Consider the following 13588-nt stretch of genomic DNA (forward strand, 5'->3'; position numbering starts at 1 on the left):
TAATCGAATCCTCGTCCGACGGCCCGCCGTCGGGGCACACGTGGGGTATCCAGCCTGAAGCGTATCCCGGCGCGCCCGCACCGGCTGGGTGGCTTCCGGGCAGTATGGGCGCCGACCTGGGGTGACGCGTGCGACACGCCGAAGAGGGGCGGCGCGCCCGGGGCAAAAAGCTGCGCGCCGACACCTGGGTGGCGGCGCGCTTCTGGTGGTGCGTGCGGGTCGTGCGAGCCGGATGTGGCCGGCCGTCGAGCTCAGGTCAGTGCGGGCTCGGGGAGCCGGAGCAGGCCATCTGCTTCGGCGGCCGCCGCGGCGAGCCGGTCATTTTCGGCGCGCAACCGCGTGATCTCGAACTCGAGTGCCTGAACCCGGGCACGCAATCGGGTGACCTCGTCGAGCAGGCGCCGGTCGGGCGCCGAACCCACGTGGCCGTAGAGGGCCTTCGCCATATCGTCTCCTTGTAATGCGCAGCCGGAAATGGCCGGCCAACGCGCGCCCAATGCCTCGCGACGTCTGCCCACGGGCACAAGTGGGCACGATCGGGCGCGACTGGCGACAACTCCATGTTCCGCCTGCGGCCCGCGTTCGTCAAGCGCAACAAGAAAGCCTTAGGAATTCCTTAGGCAGATTGCCCGATTCCGCAGGTCACGTATAGCGTCCAGCCCGGTTTGACGCAACAGGTTCGACCCAAAAGGGTCGCGTTAGGAGGGACCGGGTGCAGGACACCGAGCACTTGGGTGCGGCCAAGCATCGCAACCCGAGGCGTACGTTCGGCCCACTCGGCCTCGCGTTCGTGGTCTTGATCATTCTAGGTGGCCTCGGCGCCGGCGCGGCATTGTTGCCGTCAAGCCTGGTCGGCAGCTCCTCCAACGGTTCCGCCAAGGGCGCCATCGCCGGCCCGGGTGGCGGCGCTCTCGATGCCGGCCTCGAAGGCGGTGCGGACAGCGACGGCTACTCGGGAGAGACGCTGTCCACGCCGTCACCGACGCCGACCGAGATCGTGCCGACCAAGCCGCCGTCACCGAAGCCGACGGTCCGCAAGACCACGCCCGCGCCGCGGAAGACGACCTCGTCGCCCGCCACGAAGCGGTCGACCGCGACCGTCTCGACGAGCGGCGCCGGCGGCACCCAGCAGGCCAAGGTGGTCGCCGAGGTCAACCGGCAGCGCGCGATGAACGGCTGCGGCGCGGTGACCGTCAACGCGAAGCTCACCAAGGCCGCCCAGCTGCACAGCGTGGACCAGGCAGAGCACAACAAGATGTCGCACGACGGCAGCGACGGCAGCACGCCGTGGGACCGGGCTGGTGACCAGGGCTACAACAACGCGATCGGCGAGAACGTCGCGATGGGCTACCGCGACGCCGCTTCCGTGATGGAGGGCTGGATGAACAGCCCCGGGCACCGGGCCAACATCCTCAACTGCCAGGCGAAGGCGATCGGAGTCGGGCTCGCGAAAGCCTCCGACGGGAGTCCGTACTGGACGCAGCTGTTCGGATCGGTGAAGTAACAGTCACTTAGTCGACAGGGCGTGCGTCGGCGCGCCGGTGGGTCGTTGCGCTCTGCATGACCCAGCCCGCCGCCGCCGCGGCGCACGGAGTCCCGTCGTGCGCGTCGCACTGATCAACGAAGGCACCTACCCGTACGCGCCCGGAGGCGTCGGCACGTGGTGCCACCAAATCCTCAACGGACTCGACGGGCACGAGTTCCACGTCGTCGCCCTCACCGGCCACGCTGGACCGCGCGAGTCCGCCTACCCGGTGCCGAGCGCGGTCACCGCGGTCGACACCTACCCGGTCTGGGACCGGCCGGTCACCGTGCCGGGCCGGCTCACCAGGCACCGGCGCCGCCGAGGCGCGTCGGCCGCGGCCGTGCTGCTCTGCCGTGGCCTGCTCGGCGACGACCCGCACAGCGCCGGCATGTTCGCCGACGGGCTGCGCCGGCTCACCGAGCTGTCCGGTGACGGCAGTCACCCGCTGCACGGCGTCGAGTTGGCCGAGGTGCTGCTCGACGCGTGGCAGGCGTCGGCCGGACCCGCGGCCGGGCGGCCACCGCTCCCCCGGCTCTCACTGCGCGACGCCCGCGCCGCTGCGGTGCTGCTGGAGCACGCCGTGCGCCCGCTGGCGTACGCGACACCGCCGGTCGACCTTTGTCACCCGGCCGCCGCGGGCCTGCCCGTGCTGGTCGCGCTGGCCGCCAAATGGCGTGCCGGCGTGCCGTTCCTGCTCACCGAACACGGCGTCTACCTGCGAGAACGCTATCTGGAGCACGGGGCTGACCGGCCGATCGGCGTCAAGACCGTGCTGCTGCGCTTTTACCGCGCCCTGGCCCGCCTGGGCTACGCCGAGGCCGCGCTGGTCGCCGCGGTCAGCCGGTTCAACCAGCGCTGGGAGCTGCGGCACGGCGCGCACCCGGCCAAGGTCGTGGTGGTGCCCAACGGCGTCGAGCCGCTGCGCTACCCGCCGCTGGCCACCGAGCCGACCGTGCCGACGGTCACCTGGGTCGGCCGGATCGACCCGCTCAAGGACCTGCACACGCTGATCCGGGCGATGCGCACGATCCGCGACGCGGAACCGCTGGCCCGGCTGCGGCTGGCCGGTCCGGTGCCGGAGACGGGCCGGGACTACGCGGCGAGCTGCCTCGCGCTGATCGAGCGGCTCGGCCTGCGCGCGGCCGTCGACCTGTCCGGGCCCGTGTCCAGCAGCCGGCAGGCGTACGCGCAGGGGCACGTGGTCGCGTTGTCGAGCATCTCCGAAGGCATGCCGTACACGATCATCGAGGCGATGATGTGCGGCCGGCCGACGGTCAGCACCGACGTCGGCGGCGTCCCCGAGGTGGTCGGCGGTGCGGGCGTGATCGTGCCGCCGGGCGACCCGGTCGCGCTCGGCCACGCCTGCCTCGAACTGCTCGGCGACCGCACCCGGCGGCGGACGCTGGGCGCGCACGGCCGCTCACGGGCGCTGGCGCATTTCACGGTCGACCGCATGCTCGCGGCTTATCGGGCGCTTTATGCGGACGTACGGGCGGTGGCGGCATGAGAGCACCCGCCGCTGGACCGCAGTCGATCGCGGATCTGGCCGAGCGGTTCGCCGGCAGCGTCGTGGTCGTCGACGTGGACGAGCTGGTCGCGGCCATCGAGGCGGCGGGCATCAGCGACCGCCAGGCACAGGTGAGGTACGGCGTGCCGACCGTGTTCGCGCTCGGCGAGGCGGTGCTGGCCCAGCTCTGGGCCCAGCGTGGCCGCCCCGGCGCCAGAACGCCCCGCGACCGGCGCGTGCCGTTCGCCCGCGCCGCGCTGGCCCGGGCGGCGCTGTTCCTGACCCCGGCCCTGGCCACCCTGGCCGCCGGCGGCCCGCTCGCCCGGGTCGGCTGGCCCCTGCTCGCGGCGACGGTCGTGGTCGGCTGGTCCGGCGGGCAGGCGCTGGCCTGCGCCGGCTACGCCCGGGCCGCGCACGGCAACACCGGCGCGGCCCTGCGCCGGGTGGCGGCCGGACTGCTGGTCGCGTCGGCGGCCGGTGCGGCGGCGGTGACGTTCGGCCCACCGGCGCTGGTCGGCGAGCGGATTCCCGCGTACGCCGTCTGCGGTGTCGAGCTCCTGGCCTTCGCCGGCGTGGCCGCCGCACTGGTCGCGGGCCGGGTCGGCGCGGTGCTGCGCTGGTCCGTGCCGGTCTGGCTGGTCAGCCTCGCGCTGCTGACCGGTCTCCTCCCGGACCGGGCGGGCTGGCTGCTCGGCGCCGCGGTCGGGCTCGCCGCCGCCCGCGCCTTCGCACCCGCCCTGCGCCGCGACCCGCCTGAAGCCCGGGTGGGTGCCCGCGCACCGTTCGGCGCGGTCGTCGCGTACGTGCTGATCGGTGCCGGCCAGGCGGGCGCGTTCCTGCTCGTCTGGCGGCTCGTGCCGGGCGACGGCGCCGCGCCCCCGCCGGCCACGGTCCCGCTGCTACTGGCGGTGCCGCTGATCGAGCTGTTCGTGGCCTGGCACGCCGCCGGCGCCGCGGCCGGGCTGGACCTCTACGACGACGTCGCCGCGTACCGCCGCCACCTGCGCGCGCTGGGCGCCGCCACGCTCGCGGGGCTCGTGCCGCCGCTGGCGGTCGGCGCCGCGCTGCTGGTCGCCGCGTTCCGGCTGCCGTACGAGCTGTCCCGCCACCCCGACGCCCGGGCGCTGGTGCTGTCCCTCGCGGCCGGCGCGCTGCTGGCCGGTGCCTGGGCCGCGACCCTGCTGCTGGCCACCCGGGGCCGGCTGCTGCTGGCCGCGCTGCTGGCCCTCGCGCCGGTCGCCTTCGCGGTGGTACCGGTCGCCGGTTGGCTGGTGGCCGTGCCGGGCGGCAGCGTCCACTCGTTGATCCAGGTGATGTTGCCCGCGACGGTGGCCGGCCTGGCCGCGACGTCGGTGCTCGGCCTCGCGGCCGCCGCCCACACCGTCTTTCAATCCGGGAGCTACCGATGAACGAGCTGCCGCGCCGGGTGCCCGGCGCCGCCACCGCCGGACCGGCGCCCACCACGCTGCTGCCGCTGTACGTGCATCCGCTCGAGGACCCGGACGCCTGGGACCCGGACGCGTTGGCCGGCGCCACGGTGGTCGTCAACGTCCAGGACGGACCCGGGCGCGCGCTCGACCCGACCTACGCCGAGGTGACGGCGCGGCTCGCGGCGGAGGGGGTGCCCATGCTCGGCTACGTCGACGTCGACTACTCCGCCCGGCCGATCGCGGACATCCTCGACGACGTCGACGGCTGGACCGCGTACCCGATGTCCGGGATCTTCCTGGACCGCTGCCCGACGGGCGCCTACGGCATGGGCCCGGTGGCGTTGGCGATCCGCGTCGCCCGGCGGGCCGGCCTGTTCGCGGCGGTGCTCAACCCCGGGACGCCGCCGGAGCCGGTCTACCGGGACCTCGGCGTGCCGATCTGCGTGTACGAGGGCTCGTGGGACGACTACCAGGACTGGGCGGGCGAGGGCGCGCTGCCCGGCGACGGCCACCTGATCCACAGCGTGCCGCCCTGGCAGCTCGAACACTCCCGCCGCGTGATGGCCTGGCGCGGCGCGGGCTTCGGGCTGGTCTCGGACCGCTGGATGACGAGCCCCTGGCAGGGACTGCCCTCGGACTCACCCCGCCCACTGGCCGTCGTGCCGGGTTAGCAGCCGTGGCCGGGGCTGGCACTTCGGGCACGAGAACGACGAGCGGTTCATGAACGACTCACGCCGGATCGGGCTGCCGCACCGGTTGCAGGGCTGGCCTTCGCGGCCGTACGCGTTCAGGCCGCGCTCGAAGTAGCCGCTCTGGCCGTTGACGTCGACGTAGAGCGCGTCGAAGCTCGTGCCGCCCTCGCGGATCGCCTCGCCGAGCACGTCGCGCACGTGGCCCAGCAGGCGCAGCGCGGCCGGCCTGGTCAGCCGGTCCGTCGGGCGGGCGCCGTGCAGCTGTGCCCGCCAGAGCGCCTCGTCGGCGTAGATGTTGCCGATCCCGGAGATCAGCGTCTGGTCGAGCAGCGCCCGCTTGACCTCGGTGCGCCGGCGGCGCAGGCCCGCGACGAAGCCCTCGTCGGAGAACTCCGGGTCGATCGGGTCGCGGGCGATGTGCGCGATCTCGGCGGGCAGCTCCGCGCCGCCCGTGGAGACCGACAGGCCGCCGAACGTGCGCTGGTCGACGAAGCGCAGCTCCGGGTCGCCGTCCGCGAAGCGGAAACGGATCCGCAGGTGGATCTCGTCGGGCATGGTCGCCGGCTGGAGCAGCATCTGGCCGGACATGCCGAGGTGGCCGACGATCGCGTCGCCGCTGTCGAGCGGCAGCCAGAGGTATTTGCCGCGGCGGCGGACGTCGAGCACCCGCCGGCCGGCGAGCTGGCCCGCGAAGTCGAGCGGGCCGGGCAGGTGGCGGCGGACCGCCCGGGGGTGGTGCACCTCGACCTCGGCGATCCGCCGGTCGGCGACGTGCTTGACCAGGCCGGTGCGGACGGTCTCGACCTCGGGTAGCTCGGGCACCGGGTAAACCTATTCGGCCGCGCTCGGTGCGGCCACCTTCTCGGCCGCCTGCTCGGACAGCTCCTGCCAGGCGGTCTCGGCGGCCCGCTGCTCGGCCTCCTTCTTGCTGCGGCCGTCGGCGCCGCCGTAGCGCTTGCCGGCCACCACGACCCAGGCGGTGAACGTCTTGGCGTGGTCGGGGCCGGCCTCGTCGATCCGGTATTCCGGGACGCCGAGGCTCAGCGTGGCGGTCAGCTCCTGGAGGCTGGTCTTCCAGTCCAGCGCGGCGCCGCGGCCGGCGGACTCCGCCATCAGCGGGTCGAACAGCCGGTGGATCACCACGGCGGCGGTGTCCAGGCCGTACTGGAGGTAGATCGCGCCGAGCAGGGCCTCGAGCGTGTCGGCCAGGATGCTGTTCTTGTCGCGGCCGCCGGTGGTCTCCTCGCCCTTGCCGAGCAGGAGGTAGGGCCCGAGCCCGTCGGGACCGAGGCGGCGGGCCACGTCGGCCAGCGCCCGCATGTTGACCACGCTGGCGCGCAGCTTGGCCAACTGCCCCTCGGGCAGGTCCGGGTGGTTGTTGAACAGCGCGGTCGTGATCACCACACCGAGCACCGAGTCGCCGAGGAACTCGAGCCGCTCGTTGGTCGGCAGGCCGCCGTTCTCGTACGCGTACGACCGGTGGGTCAGCGCCCGTTCCAACAGCTCGACGTCGAACCCGATGCCGAACGCGGCCTCCAGATGCGCGACCGGAGGCCGTCTGCGCTTATCAGTCATGTGGTCACCTCGATAAGGTCGGCAAGCGCCGTAGCGATCCGCGGGATCGTGTGGTTTCTGTGCAGGTTGGCGGCGAGCGCGAGGCCCGACGCCAAGTCGTCGGGGGTCGCGCCGCCGTGGCAGATCACGACGGTGCCGTGCACGCCCAGCAGGGCGGCGGCGCGGGGCGCGGCGCGGCCGGGCGGCGGGCCGCCGGCCATCGCGTAGGCGCCCTCGATGCCCTTGAGCAGGATGTTGCCGGTGAAGCCGTCGGTCACCACGACGTCGGCCCGCTCGCCGGACGACACGTCGTAGCCCTCGACCAGCCCGACGTAGTGTGCGTCGCCGCCGAGCTTGAGGTCGGCGAGCATCGGGTCGGTGGTGCGCCGGGCGCGGTCGCCCTTGCCGGGCTCGTGGCCGATGGAGAGCAGACCCACCCGGGGGCGCGGGACGGCGTGCACGATGCTGGCGTACGCGGCGCCGAGCAGGGCGTGCCCGGCCAGCGTGATCGGCCGCGCCTCGACCGATCCACCGACGTCGAGCAGCGCGACGGGTCCCGCGATGGCGGGGATGGTGGCGAGCAGGGCCGGCCGGCGGATGCCCGGCCAGCGGCTCAGGCTGAGCACGGCGGCGGTGACGATGGCGCCGGTGGCGCCGGCGGAGACCAGCGCGTCGGCCGCGCCCTCGGCGACGGCCAGGGCGGCACCGCGGACGGTGGTGTCGGACCGGACCCCGCGGTACGGCGGGTCCGCCATCGAGACGGCACCGCGCAGCGGGCGCACCGACGCGCGATCGCGGTCGGCACGCGGCAGGGCACGGATGACCTCGTCGGCCACCTCACCGGGGCCGACGAGCAAGAGGCGCAGATCGGGATCAGCGGCTAACGCCCGCAGAGCGCCGTCAACCACGACGGCGGGAGCTCCGTCCCCGCCGAGGAGGTCGACGGCGATCCGCACGGCGACCGGTTCCGCGGGTCGACCGGGAACCGGCACGCCGGGCGTCGACGCTGCCCGACCGAGGGTCGGGTGCGTCACGCCGAGGTCAGACCTCGATGACCTGACGGCCGTTGTAGGTGCCGCACACGCTGCACGCCGCGTGGGGCAGCTTCGGCGACTTGCACTGCGGGCAGGCCACGGTCGCGACCGCCGAGGTCTTCCACTGCGCCCGGCGGGACCGGGTGTTGCTCCGCGACATCCGACGCTTGGGAACGGCCACGGTCAGTCTCCTTCATTGTTGAGTTGCGACAGCGCCGCCCAGCGCGGGTCGACCTGCTCATGATGATGATCGGCGGGCAGGTCGTCGAGCAGCCCCCCGCATTCGGGGCACAGCCCAGGGCAGTCGGCACGGCACACCGGGTTGGTCGGCAGTTCGAGCACCACCGCGTCCCGCACCGCCGGCTCCAGGTCGATCAGGTCGCCCTGTAGCCGGCCGATCTCGTCCTCGTCGGTCGTCTCGTCCGTGGTGCTGTGCGCGTAGGCGTACAGCTCCTGGATGTTGACGACCACCGAGTCGCTGATCGGGCGCAGGCAGCGGCCGCACTCGCCGGTGACCGGGACATCGACCGTCCCGGAGACGAGCACGCCCTCGGACACCGACTCGAGTCGCAGATCGAGACGCAGGTCGGCGCCTTCCGGCACGCCGATCAACTCCAGCCCGAGGTCGGACGGTGCCTTGACGACGCGGTCGACCGTGCGCATGGCACCAGGGCGGCGCGGCAGTTCTCGAGTGTCGAGAACCAGCGGCGACCGCGGGTCTAGGAAGGATTGCGTGTTTTTTGGCATAGTCAGACTCCGGCCCGTCGAGGCCGACATGCCAGGTTACCCGAGGCCCCCCGGGCGCGGCGAATCGGGCCGGTCAGAACGGCAGGGGACGCTCGGTCTCCTCCCCGACGAACGAGCCGATCTCGCGCAGGGCGTGCATCTTGTCGCGCCCACGCTCGATCGAGGCCAGCGCCCGGGTGAGGAACTGCTCGAAGTTGGCCAGCGCGGTGTCGACGTAGTCGTCGACCTCTTCACGCAGCCGCTGCGCCTCGGCGCGGGCCTCGGCGACGATCCGGGCGCCCTCGTGCTCGGCGCTGACGGTGATCTCGTTGACCGAGACCAGCCGGGCATGCTCGGCCTCGCCCTCGCTGATGATCCGGTCGGCCTCGCGCTTGCCCGCGTCCATGATCTTGTCGCGCTCGTCGAGCAGCGCCGCCGCGCGGCGAATCTCGGCGGGCAGGTCGGCCCGGAGCTCGTCGAGCTTCGCGATCATGGGGCCGCGATCGATCATGGCGCTGTGCCGCGACATCGGGACCGCGCGGGCAGTTTCCACCATCGCGATGATCTCGTCGATCTGCTCGAACGGATCCACCGCACTCTCCTTCATTTTCGGCCGGCGGCCGGTCGGCTGCTCCGTCCATGATGCGGCCACGAGGCGACACCCGGCCCATTACGGGTCGGCGCGTCGCCCAGCCATCGGCGGGGCCGCACACCCGATATAGAACCACGACGATATAGGTCGCCGCGGAACGTCACCTTCCGGCGCCGGCGCCCAACCGCTCACGCAGCGCCGCGAACACATAGTCGGGAACATGGGCCGACACGTCGCCGCCCCATTTCGCGACCTCTTTGACCAGGCTCGACGAGAGGTACGAATAGAGCGGGTTCGTCGGCATGAACAATGTCTCCACGCCGGCGAGCCCGATGTTCATCTGCGCCATCTTGAGCTCGTAGTCGAAGTCGCTGACCGCCCGCAGGCCCTTGACGACGACCGCGGCCTCGACGCTGCGGCAGAAGTCGACCAGCAGGCCCTGGAACGACAGGATCCGGACGTTGCCGTAGCCGGCGGTCGCCTCGCCGAGCATGGCTATCCGCTCGTCGACGCTGAACAGCCCGGACTTCGACTGGTTGATCAGCACGCCGACGATCACCTCGTCGAACAGCCGGCTGGTCCGGCCGATGACGTCAAGGTGACCGTTGGTTACCGGGTCGAACGAGCCGGGACACACCGCACGCCTCATGATCGGCGACCGTACCAAAGCGTGGTCTCGCCGTAACGGCGACTGCGCACGGGGGTGACGCCTTCCACCTGCGGGGGTGGGCCGCCGCGGGACGAGCGCTCCACGACGAGCACGGCGTCGGGCGCCAGCCAGCCGCCGTCGACCAGTGCGGCCACCATCGCGGCGATCTCCTCGTCCGGCATCGCGTACGGGGGGTCGGCGAACACGACGTCGTAGGGGTCGCCCTCGGGACCCCGGTCGAGGACGGCGGCGACCCGGTCGCTGACCAGCCGGGCGGCCGGCGCGGCGTCGAGCGCGGCGAGGTTGGCGCGGATCGTGCGGGCGGCCCGGGCGTCGGACTCGACCAGCAGCACGTGCGCGGCGCCGCGGGACAGCGCCTCGAAGCCGACCGCGCCCGAGCCGGCGAAGAGGTCGGCGAACCGGGACCCGTCGAGCTCCACCATCGACTCGATGCTGCTGAACAGCGCCTCGCGTACGCGATCGGAGGTGGGTCTGGTGCCCGCGCCCGGCGGTGCCGACAGCCGGCGACCGCCGAGTGTCCCCGCGACGATGCGGGTCATGACTGCCTGCCCATACCGCTGCACGGTACCCGTTGTGTCGAGTGACACCTTGCCGTCAGCGAACCCGGGGGCGAGGACCGGCGTCCTTATGCTGGTTAGGTCGATCTTGGGGGGAGTGAAGACAACCGTGTCCACATTCGCGACCAGGACCTGGGAGGGCATGACCATCCCGAGTGCTGGCGTCTACACGCTGGACCAGGCGCACAAACGGGTCGGTTTCCTCGCGCGGCACATGATGGTCAGCCCGGTGCGGGGCGAGTTCCGGGAGGCCAGCGCCCAGATCGTGGTCGCGGAGGACCCCTTGGCGTCGGCCGTCACCGCGATCATCCAGACCGGCAGCCTGACCACGCACAACCCGGACCGCGACACCCACCTGCGCAGCGCGGACTTCCTCGACGTCGAACGCTTCCCCGCCATGCGGTACCGCAGCACGGGCATGTCCTGGAAGGGCGCCGACGACCCGATCTTCCTCTGGGCCCGGCTGCGCAACAGCAAGCTCAACCGCCGCGCGACCGGGCCCGAGCCCGCGGCCGGACCGGTGCGGTTCACGCTGCACGGCCAGCTGACCGTCCGTGACGTGACCCGCCCGGTCGACCTCCAGGTGGAGTGGGGTGGCGTCCGCCGCGACCCGTACGGCAAGGACATCTTCGGTTTCTCGGCGACCGCCGACATCGAACGCGAGGACTACGGCCTGCTCTGGAACGTCGCCCTGGAAAGCGGCGGCGTTCTGGTCGGCAAGACCGTGCACATCGAGATCGCCGGCGAGGCCCTCCGGGCCGACTAGGGCGTGGCGAGGACCCGCTGGTGGATCGCCGTGACGGCGGAGCGGGCGGAGACGAACGCGCCGTGCTGCCAGGCGACCTCGTGGCTCAGCCAGTCGCCGGCGAAGTAGACCCGCCCGGACGGCTGGAGCAGCAGTTGGTAGCCCGCCGACGTGTAGCGGGGTGACGTCCAGGCGCCCTCCAGATACTTCGTCCGGTCCCACGCCTGCGACCACGACGAGAGCAACTCGGAGCGGTACTTCTCGCCGTGGATCTTCACGCCCTGCGCCAGCGCCCGCGCCTCGCGCTCCGCGTGCGGCAGCGCGCTGTAGGTGCGCGCGGAGGCGCCCGTGTTGTAGTAGCCGACCACCAGGCCGCGCCGCCCGTGGAAGCCGTACGACGGGTACCAGATGTGCTGCAGGTCCAGGTCGGTCTCCGTGATGCCGCCGTAGATCCGGTCGTCCTCCTCCCACCAGCGGCGCTTGTACTCCAGCCCGATCTTCCCGGCGGCCGTCACGCCGAACTCGGCCAGCGCGGCGGTCACCGCGGTGCCCAGGTTGTGCGGGACGCGGGCCATCAGGTGCGGCGGCAGCGTGGCGACGCAGAAGTCGGCGCGCAGCACCCGGGTCGCCTTGCCCTGCCGGTAGGTCACCGCCACCTGCGACCCGCTGTCGGTCACGTCGGTCACCTCGGCGCCGGTCTTGATCCGGTGGTGGCCGACGGCCTTGGCGAGCGCCTTCGGGATCTGGTCCATCCCGCCGACCGGCTGGAACATCAGCATCGCCTGGTCGTAGCCGAGCTCGAAGGAGAAGTACCGGCCGACGTTGCTGGCGAACACGTCGGACAGCGCCGCCGGGCCGGCCAGCGGCGTGCCCTCGTCGTTGCCGGCACCCGGGTAGCTGGCGAAACCGCGCCGGCTGCCACCGGTGTAGGCCAGCGTCGAGCCGAGGGAGCCGTACGACCGCAGGAACGTGATCAGCCGTTCCTTGTCGGCCGTGGTGAGCGCCGCGTCCAGCGCGCCCTGGTTGGTCGCCTTGGCCAGCAGTTCCGAGACGTAGCCGAAGACGTCGGCCTTCGCGGTGCGGAAGCGGACCGGCGCGGTCATCCCGGCCGCCTCGTTGTAGATCAGCGCGTCGGCGTTGGCGTTGGTGAACACCTCGATCGGCACGCCCAATTCGCGGCAGTAGTCGAGGGTGACCATCCACTGGGCGAGCCGGCCCGGTCCGGCGTTGAGGTAGACGCCCTCGCCGAACCGCGCCCGCTGGGTGCGCCCGTCGAGGTCGGTCTCGGTGGTGCCGCCACGCACAGTGAAGTTGCGGCCGCCGACGATGTCCCGGGCCTCCAGGACGGTGCAGTCGTAGCCCGCCTTGCCCAGCTCGTACGCGGTGGCCAGGCCGGCGACGCCGCCACCGAGGACCACCACGCTCGCCCGGCCGCGCCCGGTGAGGTGGAAGTCGCCCGGGCTGGGCGCCCGGTACGCGGGTGCCGCGGCGGCCGCGGTCGGTGCGAGGCCCAGGGCGCCCATGGTCGCGAACATCGCGCCGGCACCCCCGGACAGGCCCACGGCTCGAAGAAATCCACGACGGCTGACCGCGGGCGGGATGGCTTGCTGCTGCGTCACGCGTCCCCCTTCGGGAAGATCGACATGACGCGCAGTCTGTAAGGATCAGATTTCCGGTTGGGCCTTGCGGGGTTACTGACGTATTTCCATGCGTCAGCGTCAGACCGAGCCGGCGCAGCCCGTGGGCGGGGTGGGCATCTTCGGGACCGTTTCGATGATCGGCTTGGAGAATACGACCGTCCACTGGGCCGGCGCCTCGTACGCCTTCGGGACCGTGACCTGGATCGGCACCTCGCGGTCGACCGTGGTCAGGACGGTCGCCTCCGGGGTCTCCGACGCGTGCCAGCAGACCCGGTTGAAGAGGCTCACCAGGTCGGTCGGCGGGAAGGTCGGCGCCGGGATGCCGCAGGCCAGCGTGATCGCCGGGTCACCGTACGCGGCGTTCTGCTCCGTGCCCTCGGTCACCGGCCGCTGTTGCCGGTCGCGCACCGCCGTCGGCAACTGTGAGAGCAGCGCGCGGCACAGCGTCTCGGCGCGCGGCGACAGCTTGGCCGCCGGCATGGTCACCGGGGTAGTCGCCTGCGGGCCGGGGGTCGGGCTCGCCGGCGCCGCCGTGGGCTCGCCGGGCGAGAATCGCCAGAAGGACAGCAGCGCCACGACGAGGGCCAGCGGAAGGGCCACCGCGGTCGCGATGATCGCGGCCTGGCGGGTCGAACGGTCCACTCAGAGATGCACCACCGAACAGGTGATCGTGCGGGTGATTCCGGGTACGAGCTGGACACGGGAAACGATCATTTTCCCGAGCTCGTCGAGGGTGTGCGCCTCGGTCAGGGCGATCACCTCGTATGGTCCGGTGACGGCGTCGACCCGGACGACGCCCGGAATATCCGAGATTGACGCGGCCACGTCACGCGCCTTTCCGACCTCGGTCTGGATGAGGATGTACGCCTGGACCACGACCCATCTCCAATCGCCGCCACGTGCACGAGAAGTGAAA

17 protein-coding genes are annotated in these 13588 nt (G+C 72.4%); 5 read left to right on the top strand and 12 right to left on the bottom strand.

Annotation, left to right across the window (positions count from 1 at the left end; translation table 11 throughout):
* Window positions 1-251 precede the first annotated feature (251 nt).
* Complete coding sequence (locus tag Air01nite_RS27075; protein ID WP_089254960.1) at window positions 252-446, bottom strand: hypothetical protein; 195 nt, start codon at window positions 444-446, stop codon at window positions 252-254.
* Window positions 447-712: 266 nt separating this feature from the next.
* Between Air01nite_RS27075 and Air01nite_RS27080 the strand changes: the two genes are divergently transcribed.
* The 4 genes from Air01nite_RS27080 to Air01nite_RS27095 all read left to right on the top strand — a co-directional run bounded on the left by Air01nite_RS27080 (window position 713) and on the right by Air01nite_RS27095 (window position 5133).
* Complete coding sequence (locus tag Air01nite_RS27080; protein ID WP_203706139.1) at window positions 713-1504, top strand: CAP domain-containing protein; 792 nt, start codon at window positions 713-715, stop codon at window positions 1502-1504.
* Window positions 1505-1601: 97 nt separating this feature from the next.
* On the top strand, window positions 1602-3032 hold the full coding sequence (gene pelF, locus Air01nite_RS27085; protein ID WP_203706140.1) for a GT4 family glycosyltransferase PelF: 1431 nt from the start codon (window positions 1602-1604) through the stop codon (window positions 3030-3032).
* Window positions 3029-4441 (top strand): hypothetical protein, encoded by a 1413-nt coding sequence (locus Air01nite_RS27090; RefSeq protein ID WP_203706141.1) that lies wholly within the window; start codon window positions 3029-3031, stop codon window positions 4439-4441. Before pelF ends, Air01nite_RS27090 begins: the two co-directional genes overlap by 4 nt.
* Window positions 4438-5133 (top strand): spherulation-specific family 4 protein, encoded by a 696-nt coding sequence (locus tag Air01nite_RS27095; RefSeq protein ID WP_203706142.1) that lies wholly within the window; start codon window positions 4438-4440, stop codon window positions 5131-5133. Before Air01nite_RS27090 ends, Air01nite_RS27095 begins: the two co-directional genes overlap by 4 nt.
* Here Air01nite_RS27095 and mutM read toward each other — a convergent pair.
* From mutM to rsmD, 8 genes are all read right to left on the bottom strand, one after another.
* The gene (mutM, locus tag Air01nite_RS27100) at window positions 5101-5976 is read right to left on the bottom strand and encodes a bifunctional DNA-formamidopyrimidine glycosylase/DNA-(apurinic or apyrimidinic site) lyase (protein ID WP_203706143.1); all 876 of its coding nucleotides are present in this window, start codon (window positions 5974-5976) and stop codon (window positions 5101-5103) included. The two genes, Air01nite_RS27095 and mutM, sit on opposite strands and share 33 nt — an antisense overlap.
* Window positions 5977-5985: 9 nt before the next feature.
* Entirely contained in the window at window positions 5986-6729 is a 744-nt protein-coding gene (rnc, locus tag Air01nite_RS27105; RefSeq protein WP_203706144.1) for a ribonuclease III, read from the bottom strand.
* Window positions 6726-7700: a phosphate acyltransferase PlsX gene (locus Air01nite_RS27110; protein WP_239090999.1), complete on the bottom strand. Its 975-nt coding sequence runs from the start codon at window positions 7698-7700 to the stop codon at window positions 6726-6728. Before Air01nite_RS27110 ends, rnc begins: the two co-directional genes overlap by 4 nt.
* A gap of 49 nt (window positions 7701-7749) precedes the next feature.
* Complete coding sequence (gene rpmF / locus Air01nite_RS27115; RefSeq protein ID WP_203706145.1) at window positions 7750-7923, bottom strand: 50S ribosomal protein L32; 174 nt, start codon at window positions 7921-7923, stop codon at window positions 7750-7752.
* A 2-nt stretch (window positions 7924-7925) separates the two neighbouring features.
* Complete coding sequence (locus Air01nite_RS27120; RefSeq protein WP_203706146.1) at window positions 7926-8489, bottom strand: YceD family protein; 564 nt, start codon at window positions 8487-8489, stop codon at window positions 7926-7928.
* 73 nt (window positions 8490-8562) lie between these two features.
* The gene (locus Air01nite_RS27125; RefSeq protein WP_203706147.1) at window positions 8563-9060 is read right to left on the bottom strand and encodes an SPFH domain-containing protein; all 498 of its coding nucleotides are present in this window, start codon (window positions 9058-9060) and stop codon (window positions 8563-8565) included.
* 160 nt (window positions 9061-9220) lie between these two features.
* On the bottom strand, window positions 9221-9709 hold the full coding sequence (coaD, locus tag Air01nite_RS27130; protein ID WP_203706148.1) for a pantetheine-phosphate adenylyltransferase: 489 nt from the start codon (window positions 9707-9709) through the stop codon (window positions 9221-9223).
* The gene (rsmD, locus tag Air01nite_RS27135; protein ID WP_203706149.1) at window positions 9706-10269 is read right to left on the bottom strand and encodes a 16S rRNA (guanine(966)-N(2))-methyltransferase RsmD; all 564 of its coding nucleotides are present in this window, start codon (window positions 10267-10269) and stop codon (window positions 9706-9708) included. Before rsmD ends, coaD begins: the two co-directional genes overlap by 4 nt.
* 160 nt (window positions 10270-10429) lie before the next feature.
* Between rsmD and Air01nite_RS27140 the strand changes: the two genes are divergently transcribed.
* Window positions 10430-11053 (top strand): YceI family protein, encoded by a 624-nt coding sequence (locus Air01nite_RS27140; RefSeq protein ID WP_203706181.1) that lies wholly within the window; start codon window positions 10430-10432, stop codon window positions 11051-11053.
* Here Air01nite_RS27140 and Air01nite_RS27145 read toward each other — a convergent pair.
* From Air01nite_RS27145 to Air01nite_RS27155, 3 genes are all read right to left on the bottom strand, one after another.
* Window positions 11050-12651: a flavin monoamine oxidase family protein gene (locus Air01nite_RS27145; protein WP_239090996.1), complete on the bottom strand. Its 1602-nt coding sequence runs from the start codon at window positions 12649-12651 to the stop codon at window positions 11050-11052. The two genes, Air01nite_RS27140 and Air01nite_RS27145, sit on opposite strands and share 4 nt — an antisense overlap.
* Window positions 12652-12750: 99 nt before the next feature.
* The gene (locus Air01nite_RS27150) at window positions 12751-13314 is read right to left on the bottom strand and encodes a DUF3515 family protein (RefSeq protein ID WP_203706150.1); all 564 of its coding nucleotides are present in this window, start codon (window positions 13312-13314) and stop codon (window positions 12751-12753) included.
* Window positions 13315-13548, bottom strand: coding sequence for an Lrp/AsnC ligand binding domain-containing protein (locus Air01nite_RS27155; RefSeq protein ID WP_089254975.1), 234 nt, complete (start codon window positions 13546-13548; stop codon window positions 13315-13317).
* Between the last annotated feature and the right edge of the window lie 40 nt (window positions 13549-13588).

The sequence above is a fragment of the Asanoa iriomotensis genome (genome assembly GCF_016862515.1).
Lineage (GTDB): Bacteria > Actinomycetota > Actinomycetes > Mycobacteriales > Micromonosporaceae > Asanoa > Asanoa iriomotensis.

Bases quoted from the DNA above. Each gene is read 5' to 3' on its own strand.
- Air01nite_RS27090 (WP_203706141.1), top strand. From the start codon at position 3,029: ATGAGAGCACCCGCCGCTGGACCGCAGTCGATCGCGGATCTGGCCGAG.
- Air01nite_RS27095 (WP_203706142.1), top strand. From the start codon at position 4,438: ATGAACGAGCTGCCGCGCCGGGTGCCCGGCGCCGCCACCGCCGGACCG.
- rsmD (WP_203706149.1), bottom strand. From the start codon at position 10,269: ATGACCCGCATCGTCGCGGGGACACTCGGCGGTCGCCGGCTGTCGGCA.
- coaD (WP_203706148.1), bottom strand. From the start codon at position 9,709: ATGAGGCGTGCGGTGTGTCCCGGCTCGTTCGACCCGGTAACCAACGGT.
- Air01nite_RS27120 (WP_203706146.1), bottom strand. From the start codon at position 8,489: ATGCCAAAAAACACGCAATCCTTCCTAGACCCGCGGTCGCCGCTGGTT.
- rnc (WP_203706144.1), bottom strand. From the start codon at position 6,729: ATGACTGATAAGCGCAGACGGCCTCCGGTCGCGCATCTGGAGGCCGCG.
- Air01nite_RS27075 (WP_089254960.1), bottom strand. From the start codon at position 446: ATGGCGAAGGCCCTCTACGGCCACGTGGGTTCGGCGCCCGACCGGCGC.
- Air01nite_RS27140 (WP_203706181.1), top strand. From the start codon at position 10,430: ATGACCATCCCGAGTGCTGGCGTCTACACGCTGGACCAGGCGCACAAA.